This is a genomic window from Pseudomonas sp. GOM6 (assembly GCF_029537485.1).
Lineage (GTDB): Bacteria > Pseudomonadota > Gammaproteobacteria > Pseudomonadales > Pseudomonadaceae > Aquipseudomonas.
Genome location: NZ_JARPUS010000002.1, coordinates 219040 through 234069 on the forward strand (window position 1 = coordinate 219040; position 15030 = coordinate 234069).

Genomic DNA, 15030 nt, shown 5'->3' on the forward strand with positions numbered 1-15030 from the left:
GATTGATTGCAATGAGCCTCGAAATGGTGATGCCTTTCCTGATGGGCGTCGGTTTGTTCTTCCTGGTGATCTTCGGCTTCTTCGTGCTGTTCAAGGCCTTCTATATCAAGGTCCCGCAGGGCACGGCGCTGATCGTCAACGACATGTCCTCAACGCCCAAGGTGCACTTCACCGGCGCCCTGGTGTACCCGGTGATCTACCTCAAGGAGTTCATGAAGATCTCTCTGATCACCCTGGAAGTCGATCGCCGTGGCAAGGACGGCCTGATCTGCAAGGACAACATGCGCGCCGACATCACCGTGGCCTTCTACCTGCGCGTCAACGAGACCCAGGAAGACGTGCTCAAGGTGGCCAAGGCCATTGGTGTCGATCGCGCCTCCGATCGTGGCGCGGTCAATGACCTGTTCAACGCCAAGTTCTCCGAGGCGCTGAAGACCGTCGGCAAGCAGTTCGACTTCGTCCAGCTGTTCGAGAACCGTCAGGACTTCCGCGACCGCATCGTCGAGACCATCGGCAACGACCTCAATGGTTATGTGCTGGAAGACGTCGCCATCGACTACCTCGAACAGACCGCGAAGAACTCCCTGGACCCGAGCAACATTCTCGACGCCGAGGGCATTCGCAAGATCACTCAGCTGACCGCCGCGCAGAACGTCATCACCAACGAGCTGGAGCGTAACGAAGAGCTGGCGATCAAGAAGAAGAACGTCGAGACCCGTGAGGCCACCCTGGCCCTGGAACGCCAGCAGGCCGATGCCGAGGCGCGGCAGAAGCGCGAGATCGAGACCATCCGTGCCCGTGAGGAAGCCGAGACCATCAAGGTCAAGGAAGAGGAGCGCCTCAAGGCCGAGCAGGCGCGCATTCAGTCGCAGCAGGAAATCGATGTGCGCGCCGAGAACCATCAGCGCGAAGTGGAAGTGGCCCAGCAGAATCGCCAGCGTGCCGTGGTCATCGAGGTGGAAAAAGTCACCCGTGCCAAGGACCTGGAAGTGGTGGCCCGCGAGCGCGAAGTCGAGCTGCAGCGCATCGAGGCCGAGAAGGCCCTGGAAGAGCAGCGCAAGAACATCGCCAACGTGATCCGCGAGCGTGTGGCCGTGGAGAAGACCGTGGCCCAGGAAGAAGAGCGCATCAAGGAAGTGCGCGAAGTCTCCGAAGCCGAGCGCGCCAAGCAGGTCATCGTCCTGCAGGCGCAGGCCGAGGCCGAGCAGGAGCTGGTGCGCCAGGTCAAGCAGGCGGAAGCCGACGAGACCCGCTCCAAGCACAAGGCCGTGGAAATCAACAACCTGGCCCAGGCCGAGCTGGAAGCCGCGGCCAAGCAGGCCGAGGCCAAGAAGCGCATGGCCGAAGGTATCGAAGCCGAGCGCGCAGCCCCGGGTCTGGCTGACGCCCGCGTGCTGGAAGTCACCGCCGCGGCGAAAGAGAAGGACGGTCTGGCCGCGGCACGGGTCAAGGCCGAGCAGCTGATCGCCGAAGCCAAGGGCGAGCAGGAGAAGGGCCTGGCCGAAGCTCGCGTGTTGGAAGCGCAAGCCGCCGCCAAGGAAAAAGACGGCCTGGCCGAAGCCAAGGTGCTGGAAGAGAAACTCGGCGCCCAGGCGCGCGGCGAGCAGCAGCTCGGCAGTGCCAAGGCTCAGGCGACCAAGGACCAGGGTACTGCCGAGGCGGATATCCTGCTGCAGCGCCTGAACGCCGAAGCGGAAGGTCTGGGCAAGAAGTTCGGTGCCCTCGACGCCCTCAGCGACAGCGCTCGCCAGCACGAAGAGTTCCGCATGCAGCTGGAGAAGAGCTTCGAGGAGGCCATGGCCGCCATCGCCGCCAACAAGGACATCGCCAAGGACCAGGCCGAGGTGCTGGCCACCGCGCTGGGCAAGGCGAAGATCGAGATCGTCGGCGGCGAAGGCGACTTCTTCAATTCCTTCGCCAAGTCGTTGTCGGTGGGCAAGGCCATCGAAGGCGTGGTTGGCAAGAGTCCGGTGGTGCAGGACGTGCTGTCCCGCCTGCTGGCGGGCAAGGCTCCGGCGGCTTCGGTGCTGGCCGACAAGCTGGACGGTGAGGCGCCGGCCGCCGGCGCTTGATGCACCTGTGCAGCGGACGTGGCGTCCGCTGCTTACTTCTTCATTCAATGTCAGTCGACAAGGAACGCTCATGTCCGAACCAAGAGACTATCTGGAACTGTCCTTCCGCTCGATCCAGTGCTTCGCCAACGACGGCCGCCTGGATGTGCACGAGCTGGGCTCGCTGCTGGACATCGCCGAGCGCGATGGGGTGATCGACGACAACGAGATTCGCGTACTGAAGAACATCGTCGCGCGGATCAAGCCCGAGGAAATCGATCAGGCCATGCAGGACAAGATGGCTCAGGTCATGCAGAAGATCGGCGCCTGAGTGCCGCCTGGGCCGTCGGCTTTTCTCCGGCGGCCCACAGGAGCTTGTTCAAGCTCCACCTCCACTCGCTAGTTCAGTCTCGCTCGGTTGGGCGCAGTTGCCTGCCCGCCGGGCCGATCCAGGAAGATCACGATGTCGGACGCACACACCCAGGACGTATTGGACAAGGCCGTTGCCGAGGGTGGCGCCTACGAGGTGCTGCACAAGCGCCTGCAGGACCAGGGCCAGCGCCTGCGCCAGACCGCCGAGCAGCTCAACCAGCAGCGCCTGGCAGAGTTTGGCAGCAGCCAGATGGAAGTGGTCGGGCGGGTGCGCATCCGCACCGAGAACAACTGCATCGCCCGCGACATCGTGCAGGTCGGCGACTGCCTGCTGTTCGGCTACAACGTGTTCCTCGGCCTGAAGAAGGAAACCCGCGTCGAGGATGTGTTCTCCCTCTATCGCCTGGTCGAGCAGACCGAAGGCTACGAGGCCGAGCCGGTGCCACTGGCAGGCAGCTTCCTGGCCCAGGCCAGCTTCGTGGCCGACTTCAACGAGCTCTACAGCTACTACAAGAACACCCGCCTGCTGCAGCTGATGGTGCGCGACGGCAAGCTGTTGGCCAGCTTCCAGATCGGCGAGCGCATCAGCGATATCCGCGTGTTCCGCTGGTCGATCTCGGTCGACGGCAAGGATGTGCGCTACATCGACAACCGCGGCGAGCGCGATATCGCACTGCCGGCACCCTTCGATTTCGGGTGGAGCAAGGCCACTCGCGAGATGGTGGTCGAAGGCCGCCATCCGCACGTCAACATCCTTGACACCCTGTTCGTCGAGACCATCAACGGAGACCTCACCATCAAGGTCGAGAACAACACCGAGGATGGTCTGGGCATCTACCGCGAGGAGGTGCTGGACAAGACCCAGTCCCTCGATGACAGCCAGATCGAGTTCGCCCGGGTCGGCAGCCTGCTGTTGCTGAAGATCCTGCCGTACCGCGAGGAGCAGTGGCGCTACCTGGTGTACAACGGCCTGACCGGCAAGGTGGAGCGCATCGACGCCATCGGCCTGGCCTGCGTCCAGCTGCCGGAAGACCACGGCATCATCTTCCCTGGCGGCTACTACCTGCAGAGCGGCGAGCACAAGACGTTCGAGCAGTCCATGGACGGCATGCGCTTCAAGCGCGCCGTGCGTTCGCCCAATGGCGAGGACGTGCAGTACATCTTCTATCACCCGGAGCAGGGCCGGGCGGTGCTGCTCACCTACAACTTGATCAACCGCCAGCTTCAGAACCCGCTGTTCGGCCATGGCTACGCGCGCCTGGAAGACGGGCGCACGGTGATCTTCGCCGCCGAAGGCGAGGAGCCGACCCGTATCCACCCGATGCAGATTTGGCAGACGCCGTTCTGCAGCGAGGAGTTCGCTGCCCGCCAGCCGGCGCGCAGCGGCTTCCTTGGCAAGATCGGCAACGCCGAGCTGGTGCGCGGCGTGTCCGACCTCTACGACCTGTGCCGCGAAATCGACACGCCGTCGGTGTCGGTGCAGCGCTACGGCATGCTGTGCCAGAACACCCGCCGCCTGTTCGATGCCTACCACTGGCTGGGCAGCGAGCAGCTGGCCGGCCTGGCACCGCTGCTGCGCGAGATCGCCGCCACCGCCGAGCTGGTGCTGGACGAGTACGAGAAGGTCGAGAGCATCCGCAAGCAGTCGGCGCAAGCCATGAGCGATGCCGAGAATCGCCACAAGGCGCAGCTCGACGGCCTGCTGCCGGACAGCTGGGACCAGGTGCAGAGTTTCGTCGACGGCCTCAACGGCATCACCGCCCAGCGCGGCCTGCTGCTGACCATCCGCGAGTACCGCTACATCGACATCGCGCGCCTGGATGCGATGGAGGCCGAGCTGCTGGCCGCCCAGGAGCGCACCGCCGCGGCCACCGCCAGCTTCCTCGCCAGCGAGGCTGCGCTGCAGCCCTTCATCACTCGCCTGCAGGCCCTCGACGAGCAGGCGCAGAAGGCCGAGACCGTGGCTCAGCTCAACGAGCCGCTGGGCGAGCTGCAGACCATGGCCGCCGACCTGGACATGCTGTCCAGCCTGATGGCTTCGCTGAAGATCGACGACGCCACCCAGCGCACCCGTACCGTCGAGTCGATCTCCGAGATCTATGCGCGCCTCAACCAGGCCAAGGCGCGTGCCGAGCAGCGGCGCAAGGGCCTGGGCTCGGCCGAGACCGTGGCGCAGTTCGGTGCGCAGTTCAAACTGTTCAGTCAGGGCATCACCAATGCTCTCGGCCAGGCCCAGGACCCGGAGCGCTGCGACGAGCAGCTGGCGCGCCTGCTGGTGCAGCTGGAGGAACTGGAGAGCCAGTTCGGCGATCAGGAACAATTCCTCGGCGACATCCTGGCCAAGCGCGAGGAGTTGCTGGAAACCTTCGAGGCGCACAAGCAGGCATTGCTCGATGAGCGCCAGCGCAAGGCGCAGAGCGTGCTGGATGCGGCCAAGCGCATCCTCGACAGCCTCGGCCGGCGCACCGCCAAGTTCACCCAGGCCGAGGAGCTGAATGCTTTCTTCGCCGCCGACCCGCTGATCCTCAAGCTGCGCGAAATGACCGAGCGCCTGCGTGCGCTGAAAGACAGCGTCAAGGCCGACGATATCGAAGCACGCCTCAAGGGTGCCCGCGACCAGGCGGTACGTGCCCTGCGCGACAAGAGCGAGCTGTTCGAAGAGGGCGGCAACGTCATCAAGCTCGGTCCGCGTCACCGCTTCAGCGTTAATACCCAGGAGCTGGACCTGACGCTGCTGCCGCGCGGCGAGCAGCTCTACCTGCACCTGACCGGCACCGATTTTCTCGAACCGCTGGCCAATGCCGAGCTGGAGGCGCTCAAACCGTTCTGGCAGGTGGCCCTGGAGTCCGAATCCGAACACCTGTACCGCGCCGAATACCTGGCCGGTGAAGTGCTGACCGCCGCCGATGCCGGGCGCGAGGGGCTCAGCATCGAGCGCATCAAGCCACTTCTGGCGCAGCCGGCCGAGCTGGCCAAGCTGATCCGCGACTTCGCCGCGCCGCGCTACAAGGAGGGCTACGAGAAAGGCATCCACGACCACGACGCCGCCGCCATCCTCGCGGCCCTGCTGCCGCTGCGCGACAGTGCCGGGTTGCTGCGTTACGGCGCCGAGGCGCGGGCACTGGCCTGCCTGTTCTGGGACCTGCAACGCGAGAGCGAAAGTGCCGCGCAATGGCCGCAGCGGGCACGCACCAGCCGGCATATCCAGCAGCTGTTCGGTCAGGACTCTGGTCTGCGCCAGCTGCAGAGCGAGATCGCCGACGCGCTGCAGACCTTCCTCGGCGAGCAGCCGCTGGGACTGGACACGGCGGTGGTAGGCGAGGCGGCCGAGTACCTGGTGCAGGAGCTTTCTGCCGAGCGTATCGAATTCGTCTTCAGCAAGTACGCCAAGCAACTACTTGAAGGCCTCAAGCTGCGCCTGCAGGGTGCGCGCATGTGGGACGACTATCAGCAGGCCCTGGCCAAGCTAGAAGGCCGTCCGGCGGCGCAGTGGGCTCTGGCGGGCAACTGGTTGCAGGGCCTGTGTGCCCAGGACGAGTTCGCCGCGCTGCGCGGCTACGTGGCCGAAGCCACGGCCCTGGCGCTGCTCGGTGAAGGTTTCCCCGGCCGCTTCAGCGAAGTGGATTTGCGCTTCACCGTCAGCGGCCTGATGGGCGAGCACCCGCGTGTTCAGGAGCAGCAGCTGGTGCTGGCAGTGGACGATTTCTTCGCCCGTCTGCGCCGCCACCGTGGGCAGTTCCTGCCGGGCCTGCAGCGCTACCAGGCGCTGCGCCAGGAGGTGATCAATCGCGAGCGCGCTGCGCTGCGCCTGAGCGAGTTCAAGCCCAAGCCGCTGAGTTCCTTCGTGCGCAACAAGCTGATCAACGACGTCTACCTGGGCGTGATCGGCGACAACCTGGCCAAGCAGATGGGCACCGCCGGCGAGAACAAGCGCACCGACCTGATGGGCCTGCTGATGCTCATCTCGCCGCCCGGCTACGGCAAGACCACGCTGATGGAGTACGTGGCGCACCGTCTGGGCCTGATCTTCATGAAGATCAACGGCCCGGCCCTCGGCCACGAGGTGCGCTCCATCGACCCGGCGCAGGCGCCGGACGCCACTTCGCGCCAGGAGCTGGAGAAGCTCAACCTGGCGCTGGAGATGGGCAACAACGTGATGCTGTATGTCGACGACATCCAGCACACCCACCCCGAGTTCCTGCAGAAGTTCATCTCGCTGTGCGACGGCACCCGGCGCATCGAGGGCGTGTGGAAGGGCAAGACCAAGACCTACGACATGCGCGGCAAGAAGTTCTGCGTGGTGATGGCGGGCAACCCCTACACCGAGTCTGGCGAGGTCTTCAAGATTCCGGACATGCTGGCCAACCGCGCCGATATCTACAACCTGGGCGACACCCTGGGCGGCATGCAGGAGGCCTTCGCGCTGTCCTACATCGAGAACGGCCTGACCTCCAACCCGGTGCTGGCGCCGCTGGCCACCCGCGACATGGCCGACGTCTACCGCTTCGTCGCCAAGGCCGAGGGCAAGCCGTTCTCCGCCAACGAGCTGAGCCACGGCTACAGCGGCGCAGAGATCAACGAGATCGTCAGCACCCTGCAGCGCCTGATGCAGGTGCGCGACGTGGTGCTCAAGGTCAACCAGCAGTACATCGCCAGCGCCGCACAGGCCGACCACTACCGTAGCGAGCCGCCGTTCAAGCTGCAGGGTAGCTACCGCAACATGAACAAGATGGCGGAGAAGATCAGTTCGGTGATGAACGACGCCGAGCTGCTGCAGCTGATCGCCGACCACTATCAGGGCGAGTCGCAACTGCTCACCACCGGCGCCGAGGAGAACCTGCTCAAGCTGGCCGAACTGCGCGGCAATATGACCGCCGAGCAAAGCGAGCGCTGGGCGCAGATCAAGCGCGACTTCCTGCGCAACAAGGCCATGGGTGGCAGCGATACGGATGTTGGCGCCCGTGTGGTGGCCCAGCTGAATGATCTGGTCGAAGGCATTCGCGCCCTCGGCGGTAATCTGCAGCGCGAGCCGCAGAAGCAGCAGGATATTCCCTGGGGCGAGCTGCTGGCTGGCCTGGACAAGCTGGGCCAACTGCGTCCACAGGTCGAAGTGGCCGTGCAGGCGCCGCCGCAGCCAGGGGTACAGGTGCTGCTGGAGCGCCTGGCCGAGACCCTGCAGAACAGCTTCCTGCCGTTGATGAATGCGATGGACAAGAAGATCGAGATCGACCTGCGTACCCATAACCGCATGGGCGAGATGGCCAACCGGCTGCGCGACCTCGGGCAGTTCCTCGGCGCGCCACAGACGCCAGTAGAGCCGGGGCCTGAGCAGAAGTGACGGCCTGGCTGGCGCCGCGCCTGCGGCTGCTGCTGGGCATCGCCGGGCTGATGCTGGTGCTGCAGGTGCTCAATAGTCTGAGCGGCAACGCCCTGAATGCCTGGGGCGTGCTGCCCCGGCATGTTGGCAGCCTGCCGGGCATTCTGTTTGCGCCCTGGCTGCACGCCGGTTGGTGGCATCTGCTCGGCAACCTGTCCGTCCTGTTGTTGCTGGCCTGGCTGGCCATGCTCGATTCGCCCCGGCGCTTTCTCGCCGCCAGCGCTTTCATCATCCTCGGCAGCGGGTTGCTGGTGTGGCTGTTGGCCCGGCCGGGCATGCACCTGGGCGCCAGCGGCTGGCTGTTCGGCCTGTGGGGGTTATTGCTCGGCCGTGCCTGGTTTGAGCGCAGCCTGGGCAGCCTGCTGATCGCCGTATTGGTGTTGCTGCTATATGGCGGCTGGTGGTGGGGGTTGCTGCCGCAGCGCGGCGTGTCCTTCGAATACCACCTGGCCGGCGCTTTCTGTGGCGCGCTGTACGCCGCACTGACCCGTACCCCAAGGAGAACCTGAATGGATTTCGCCCACCTGGACCAGCAGCTGCGCGACAGCCTGGCCGACCTCAAACTGAGCAACGAGGAGCGCGACGAACTGCGCCAGCTTGGTAGCGACCTCGGTCCCGATCAGGTGCGTTACCTGCGCAACCGGGCCTTCGCCCTGGTGCGCGAGCTGGTGCTGGACCCGGTCAACGCCCTGGGCGCGTTGAAATGGCTGGAACAGGTGGTCAAGACCCTCGACCTGGCCAGCGCTCCTGCGCGCCCGGCGGTGGCCAGCGCCCACTTCAGCCCCGGCGAGGAGTGCCTGCGCAAGATCCGCGAACTGTGTCGCCAGGCCAGACAGACGGTGGATATCTGCGTCTACACCATCTCCGACGATCGTCTCAGTGAGGAAATCATCGCCTGCCATCGCCGCGGCGTGGCGGTGCGGGTGATCAGCGACAACGACAAGCAGTTCGACGAAGGCAGTGACATCCAGCACCTGATCGCCCAGGGTGTGCCGCTGCGCATTGACGACAGCCCCTTCCACATGCACCACAAGTTCGCCCTGTTCGACGGCCGACTGCTGCTCAACGGCAGCTTCAACTGGACCCGCAGCGCCAGCACCAGCAATGAAGAGAATCTGCTGGTGATCGACCATCCGCAGTTGCTGAGTGCCTACTCCCAGCAGTTCGACAGCCTGTGGGAGCGCTTCGCCAGCAAGGTGTGAGGCGCGGCTTTCGGTCTGCCCTGGCTTGACGTCTGGGCTCAGCCTGCTTTAACGGTCGGTAGGTTTTTCCGGCTGGCAAAGGGGAGAAGAGAGCCCATGGCGTTGCGCAATGCGGTGCAGTTGATCACCTATCCGGACCGTTTCGGCGGCAACCTGGCGGGCCTCTACCAGTTGCTCGACCGTTACCTGGCCGATGCTCTTGGCGGCGTGCATATCCTGCCGCTGTATCCGTCCAATGCCGACGGTGGCTTCTCGCCGCTTACCCATCTGGAGGTCGACCCGCGCTATGGCGACTGGGCCGATGTCGAGCGCATCTCCGCGCGCTTCGATCTGTGCGTCGACCTAGTGATCAGCCATATCTCCGACGCGTCGCCGGAGTTTCTCGATTTCGTCGCCAAGGGCCGCGCTTCGCCCCATGCCGAGCTGTTCGTGCAGGTGGACGAGCTGGGCGAGATCACCCTGGAAGACCTGGCCAAGATCCATATCCGCAAGGAGAAGGAGCCGTTTCGCGAGGTGCAACTGGCCACCGGCGAGCGCTGCCGGGTGTGGTGCACCTTCACCGAGCGGCAGATCGACCTCAACTACCAGTCACCACAAACCTACCAGCTGATGGAGCGCTACCTGGCCTTTCTCGCCGCGCGCGGGGTCAAGCTGTTCCGCCTGGATGCCTTCGGCTACACCACCAAGAAGATCGGCAGCAGCTGCTTCCTGGTCGAGCCGGACGTCTACCGCATCCTCGACTGGTTCCGCGAAACCGGCGAGAAGTACGGCGCCGAGATGCTGCCGGAAGTACATGACCATATCAGCTACCAGTACGCCATCTCGCGCCGGCACATGCGGCCCTATGCCTTCGCCCTGCCGCCATTGGTGCTGCACGCCTTTCTCAGCGGCAACAGCCGCTACCTCAAGCATTGGCTGCGCATGTGCCCGCGCAACCAGATCACCGTGCTGGATACCCACGACGGCATCTGCATTCCCGATGTGGAAAGCATGCTGCCGGAGACGGAAATCCGCTTCCTGATCGACGAGGTCTCGGCCCGCAGCGCAGACCCGATCATGCGCCGTTCGGCGGTCAACGTGCACAGCGTCGGCGCTATCTATCAGCTGACCTGTACCTTCTTCGAGGCGCTGATGCGCAACGAGAATGCCTACATCGCGGCCCGCGCCCTCCAGTTCTTCACCCCGGGCATTCCGCAGGTCTACTACGTCGGTCTGCTGGCTGGCTGCAACGATTTCGAGCTGTGCGAGGCCAGCGGCGAGGCACGCGATGTCAACCGTCACCACTACAGTCTGGAAGAGGCGGAGGAAGCCTTGCAGCAGCCACTGGTGCAGCGCCTGTTGGCGCTAATGCGCCTGCGCAACAGCCATCCGGCTTTCGATGGGCGCTTCGAGCTCAACCAGTCGAGCGACGCTAGCGTGATCATGGCCTGGCGTCACGGTGAGCATTACTGCCGCTTGTGTGTCGATCTGGGCACGGCGCAGGCCATCATCGACTACAGCGACCCGGTGGATCGGCAGATCAGACAGCTGTATTGCTGATCGCCGCTAATCCGGTCGGCAGGGCCGCACCTGAGCAGGCTTTCGCGCTAGACTTGCGCCCCTTCGCTTCCCTGCCGGTACCGCTCCTATGGCTCTGCAAGCCACGCCTTACAAAATCGAACTGAACCTCACCGACATCGACCGCAGCGTCTACGAGAACCTGCGCTTCACCGTGGCCAAGCATCCTTCGGAGACTGAAGAGCGCTTGTGCGTGCGGTTGATCGCCTATGCACTGTGGTACCACGAGCAGCTGGCCTTCGGTCGCGGCCTGTCGGATGTCGACGAGCCGGCACTGTGGGAGAAGAGCCTGGACGACCGCGTGCTGCACTGGATCGAGGTCGGCCAGCCGGATGCCGAACGCATCACCTGGTGCTCGCGGCGTACCGAGAAGTTCAGCCTGGTCGCCTACGGCAACCTGCGCGTGTGGCAGACGAAGGTGCTCGACACGGTGCGCAGCTTGAAGAACATCAATGTCGTGGCGGTGGGGCAGGAGGCGCTGGAAGCGCTGGCCCGTGACCTGCCGCGCGCGGTGAACTGGAGCGTGATGATCAGCGATGGCGAGCTGTTCGTGACCGATGAGCGCGGTCAGCACGAGATTCCCTTGGAGTGGCTGCACGGCGAGCGTTGATCGCCGCCCTTCATCGCAACTGAGTACCTGTATTTCCATGCGCATCGACCTTCGCCCTCTACCCGAAACCCTGCCTGACCTCGGCGAGCTGCCACCGCTGCTGACCCGTTTGTATGCCGCCCGTGGCGTGCAGTCCGCCGTCGAGCTGGATAAGGGGCTGGCGCGGTTGCTGCCCTATCAGCAGCTCAAGGGCATCGACGCGGCGGTGCAGCTGCTGGTCGAGGCCCTGCAGCAGCGCCAGCGCATTCTGATCGTCGGTGACTTCGATGCCGACGGCGCCACCGCCAGCTCGGTCGGCGTACTGGGCCTGCGCATGCTCGGCGCGGCGCATGTCGATTACCTGGTGCCGAATCGTTTCGAGTACGGCTACGGCCTGACCCCGGAGATCGTCGCCGTGGCGCTGGAACGCCAGCCCGACCTGCTGCTGACCGTGGACAACGGCATCTCCAGCGTCGACGGCGTGGCGGCCGCCAAGGCGGCGGGCCTGCGCGTACTGGTCACCGATCACCACTTGCCCGGCCCCGAACTGCCGGCGGCCGACGCCATCGTCAATCCCAACCAGCCGGCCTGCGAGTTCCCGAGCAAGGCCATGGCAGGGGTCGGGGTGATGTTCTATGTGCTGCTGGCGCTGCGCGCCAGGCTGCGTGAGCTGGGCTGGTTCGCCAGCGCCGGCATCGCCGAGCCGCGTCCGGCCGAACCGAATCTGGGCGAGCTGCTCGACCTGGTGGCGCTGGGTAGCGTGGCCGACGTGGTACCGCTGGACGCCAACAACCGCATCCTGGTGCACCAGGGCCTGGCGCGCATTCGCGCCGGACGTGCACGGCCCGGTCTCAAGGCCATTCTCGAGGTGGCTGGCAAGCGCCACGAGCGCATCAGCTCCACCGACCTCGGTTTCATTCTCGGCCCGCGCCTCAATGCAGCGGGTCGCCTGGACGACATGAGCCTGGGCATCGAGTGTCTGCTCTGCGAGGACGAGGCCCTCGCCCGCGACATGGCCCAGCAGCTCGACGACCTGAACAAGGACCGCAAGGCCATCGAGCAGGGCATGCAGCGCGAGGCCCTGGCCCAGCTCAAGGACCTGCCGCTGGACAGCCTGCCATTCGGTCTGTGCCTGTTCGAGGCGGACTGGCACCAGGGCGTGATCGGCATCCTTGCCTCACGCCTCAAGGAGCGCTATCACCGCCCGGCCATCGCCTTCGCCGATGCCGGTGACGGCCTGCTCAAGGGCTCCGCGCGTTCGGTGCCGGGCCTGCACATCCGTGATGCGCTGGACGCGGTAGCGGCCAAGCATCCGGGGCTGATCAGCAAATTCGGCGGCCACGCCATGGCCGCCGGGCTGTCGCTGCCACAGGAAAACTATGGCGCTTTCGCCGCCGCCTTCGATGCCGAGGTGCGCCGTCAGCTGAGCGAAGATGACCTCACTGGCCGCCTGCTCTCCGACGGTCAGCTCGGCGTTGAGGAATTTCACCTGGAACTGGCCAAGGCCCTGCGTCATGCCGGCCCCTGGGGACAGCACTTTCCCGAGCCGCTGTTCCATGGCGTGTTCCAGATCGTCAATCAGCGCGTGGTAGGCGAGAAGCACCTCAAACTGGTGCTGAAGACCGAGTGCGGTGGGCAGACGCTGGACGGCATCGCCTTCAACGTCGACCGCGAGCTGTGGCCCAACCCCAACGTGCGCTGGGTCGAGCTGGCCTACAAGCTGGACGTCAACGAGTACCAGGGACGCGAAAGCGTACAGCTGCTGGTGGCGCACCTGGCGCCGCGTTGAGCGGCGCTGACGCTCATTCATAACCTGGCGCCATCACCCATTCCTTGCGCCATTTCCTCGCCGACGGTCGTCGCTGCGGGTGTTTTGGCCTGCCTGCGGGTGCGTTTCGGCAGTGGCTTCTGTCTCAAGTGTGGCAAGACATACGCAAAGTGCTTGCACTGGTCTCCCAATTAGTTGTACAAAAAATCATATTGTACAACTTTGATGGAGTTGCACCGATGTCGAACTACCGCGCCCCCCTTCGTGACATGCGCTTCGTTTTCGAGGAAGTCCTCGACGGCTACACCGCTTTGCAAGGGCTGCCGAGCCAGAGCGAATTCAGCGCCGACCTGGGCAGTGCGGTGCTCGAAGAGGCCGCCAAGCTGGCCGAGCAGGTGTTGGCACCGGTCAACAGCAGTGGCGACAAACAGGGCTGCCAGTACGATCCGGCCACCCATTCGGTCACCACGCCGCAAGGTTTCAAGGAGGCTTATCAGCACTTCGCCGAAGGTGGCTGGACGGCACTGGCCTGCCCCACCGAGTTTGGTGGCCAGGGCCTGGCGCATGTGATGAATATGATGGTCGAGGAGATGGTGTGCTCCTCCAACCTGTCACTGGGTATGTATCCCGGCCTAACCCATGGTGCGATCAATGCCTTGTCGGCGCATGGCAGCCGCGATCTGCAGGAGGCCTATCTTCCGCGCCTGATCAGCGGTGACTGGACCGGCACCATGTGCCTGACCGAGCCGCAGTGCGGCACCGATCTCGGCCTCATCCGTACTCGCGCCACCCCTCAGGCTGACGGCAGCTATGCCCTCAGTGGCACCAAGATCTGGATCACCGGCGGCGAGCATGATCTGGTCGAGAATATTGTGCATCTGGTACTGGCCAAGCTGCCGGACGCGCCCGACAGCGTGAAGGGTATTTCCCTGTTCCTGGTGCCCAAGTGGCTGCCGGACGGTACGCGTAACCCGGCCTTCTGCGGCGGCCTGGAGCACAAGATGGGGATCAAGGGCTCCGCCACCTGCGTCATGAACTTCGAGGGTGCCAAGGGCTGGTTGATCGGCGAGCCGAACAAGGGCCTCAGCTGCATGTTCACCATGATGAACTCCGCCCGCCTGATGGTGGGGCTGCAGGGGCTGGGCATTGCCGAGCACGCTTATCAGATCAGCCTCGGCTTCGCTCGCGAGCGCTTGCAGAGCCGCTCGCTGTCCGGCCCCAAGGCGGCCGACAAGCCGGCAGACCCGATCCTGGTGCATCCGGATGTGCGGCGTATGTTGTTGCGGCAGAAGGTGATGGTCGAAGGTTGCCGCGCGCTGGCGTACTTCACCGGCTTGCAGCTGGACATCGCCCACGACCACCCGCAGGCCGACGTGCGTCAGCAGGCGGACGATCTGGTGCAGCTGCTCACCCCGGTGGTCAAGGCGTTCCTCACCGATGAAGGTTTCGCCTGTGCCAACGAGGGTCTGCAGGTGTTGGGCGGTTCCGGTTTCACCGAGGACTGGGGTATCGAGCAGCTGGTGCGTGATTGCCGCATTACCCGCATCTATGAAGGCACCAACGGCATTCAGGCGCTCGACCTGGTGGGCCGCAAGCTGGCGCTGGGTGGTGGGCGGGCGGTTCGCAGCTTCTTCACCCTGGTGCAGCAATGGCTGGCCGCGCACCCCGACGCGCCTCACGCTGCCGCCGTGGAGAAAGCGCTCAAGCAGTTGCAGGACGCCACCCTGTGGCTCGCCCGCGAGGGCATGCAGGATCCCGAGCAGGCCGGCGCTGCATCGGTGCCGTACCTGCGCCAGTTTGCCCTGACCAGCCTGGCCTGGCTTTGGTCGCGCATGGCCCAGGTGGCCGCTGCCAGACTGGCGTCTGGCGCCGGCGATAGCGCGTTCTACAGCGCCAAGCTGAAGTCGGCCGACTTCTTCATGGCGCGGGTACTGACCGAGACGGATGGTCTGCTCGCCGAAGTGCGCGCAGGCAAGGCAACTTTGATGGCATTCAGCGAGGACGAATTCGCTGCCTGATGGCACCTCGACTGTCGTGCTGCGCAATCCGGCAACCTCCCTCCCCATGCCCTTTCTGGGTTGCCGGATTTTTTTATTCAACACCCGGGTGCCATG

At 64.8% G+C, this 15030-nt stretch carries 9 protein-coding genes; all 9 read left to right on the top strand.

Annotated features, from left to right (window positions below; all coding sequences use genetic code 11):
- Positions 1 to 11: 11 nt before the first annotated feature.
- Entirely contained in the window at positions 12 to 2072 is a 2061-nt protein-coding gene (locus P7A97_RS03625) for a flotillin family protein (protein ID WP_277688575.1), read from the top strand.
- A 70-nt stretch (positions 2073 to 2142) separates the two neighbouring features.
- The gene (locus tag P7A97_RS03630) at positions 2143 to 2382 is read left to right on the top strand and encodes a hypothetical protein (RefSeq protein WP_277688576.1); all 240 of its coding nucleotides are present in this window, start codon (positions 2143 to 2145) and stop codon (positions 2380 to 2382) included.
- A gap of 132 nt (positions 2383 to 2514) precedes the next feature.
- A complete protein-coding gene (locus P7A97_RS03635) occupies positions 2515 to 7761 on the top strand; it encodes a DNA repair ATPase (protein ID WP_277688577.1) in 5247 nt (1748 codons plus the stop codon).
- 50 nt (positions 7762 to 7811) lie between these two features.
- Complete coding sequence (locus P7A97_RS03640) at positions 7812 to 8309, top strand: rhomboid family intramembrane serine protease (protein ID WP_277688748.1); 498 nt, start codon at positions 7812 to 7814, stop codon at positions 8307 to 8309.
- On the top strand, positions 8310 to 9002 hold the full coding sequence (locus P7A97_RS03645; RefSeq protein ID WP_277688578.1) for a phospholipase D-like domain-containing protein: 693 nt from the start codon (positions 8310 to 8312) through the stop codon (positions 9000 to 9002).
- A 96-nt stretch (positions 9003 to 9098) separates the two neighbouring features.
- Positions 9099 to 10541, top strand: a complete 1443-nt coding sequence (gene gtfA / locus P7A97_RS03650; RefSeq protein WP_277688579.1) for a sucrose phosphorylase — start codon at positions 9099 to 9101, stop codon at positions 10539 to 10541.
- An 88-nt stretch (positions 10542 to 10629) separates the two neighbouring features.
- A complete protein-coding gene (locus P7A97_RS03655) occupies positions 10630 to 11169 on the top strand; it encodes a YaeQ family protein (protein WP_277688580.1) in 540 nt (179 codons plus the stop codon).
- A gap of 37 nt (positions 11170 to 11206) precedes the next feature.
- Positions 11207 to 12937 (top strand): single-stranded-DNA-specific exonuclease RecJ, encoded by a 1731-nt coding sequence (gene recJ / locus P7A97_RS03660; protein ID WP_277688581.1) that lies wholly within the window; start codon positions 11207 to 11209, stop codon positions 12935 to 12937.
- Between the two features lie 218 nt (positions 12938 to 13155).
- Positions 13156 to 14934 (top strand): acyl-CoA dehydrogenase C-terminal domain-containing protein, encoded by a 1779-nt coding sequence (locus P7A97_RS03665; protein ID WP_277688582.1) that lies wholly within the window; start codon positions 13156 to 13158, stop codon positions 14932 to 14934.
- Positions 14935 to 15030 lie beyond the last annotated feature (96 nt).

Excerpts from the sequence above, each read along its gene's own strand:
- P7A97_RS03625 (WP_277688575.1), top strand. The coding sequence starts at position 12 with ATGAGCCTCGAAATGGTGATGCCTTTCCTGATGGGCGTCGGTTTGTTC.
- P7A97_RS03630 (WP_277688576.1), top strand. The coding sequence starts at position 2,143 with ATGTCCGAACCAAGAGACTATCTGGAACTGTCCTTCCGCTCGATCCAG.
- P7A97_RS03635 (WP_277688577.1), top strand. The coding sequence starts at position 2,515 with ATGTCGGACGCACACACCCAGGACGTATTGGACAAGGCCGTTGCCGAG.
- P7A97_RS03640 (WP_277688748.1), top strand. The coding sequence starts at position 7,812 with ATGCTGGTGCTGCAGGTGCTCAATAGTCTGAGCGGCAACGCCCTGAAT.
- P7A97_RS03645 (WP_277688578.1), top strand. The coding sequence starts at position 8,310 with ATGGATTTCGCCCACCTGGACCAGCAGCTGCGCGACAGCCTGGCCGAC.
- gtfA (WP_277688579.1), top strand. The coding sequence starts at position 9,099 with ATGGCGTTGCGCAATGCGGTGCAGTTGATCACCTATCCGGACCGTTTC.
- P7A97_RS03655 (WP_277688580.1), top strand. The coding sequence starts at position 10,630 with ATGGCTCTGCAAGCCACGCCTTACAAAATCGAACTGAACCTCACCGAC.
- recJ (WP_277688581.1), top strand. The coding sequence starts at position 11,207 with ATGCGCATCGACCTTCGCCCTCTACCCGAAACCCTGCCTGACCTCGGC.
- P7A97_RS03665 (WP_277688582.1), top strand. The coding sequence starts at position 13,156 with ATGTCGAACTACCGCGCCCCCCTTCGTGACATGCGCTTCGTTTTCGAG.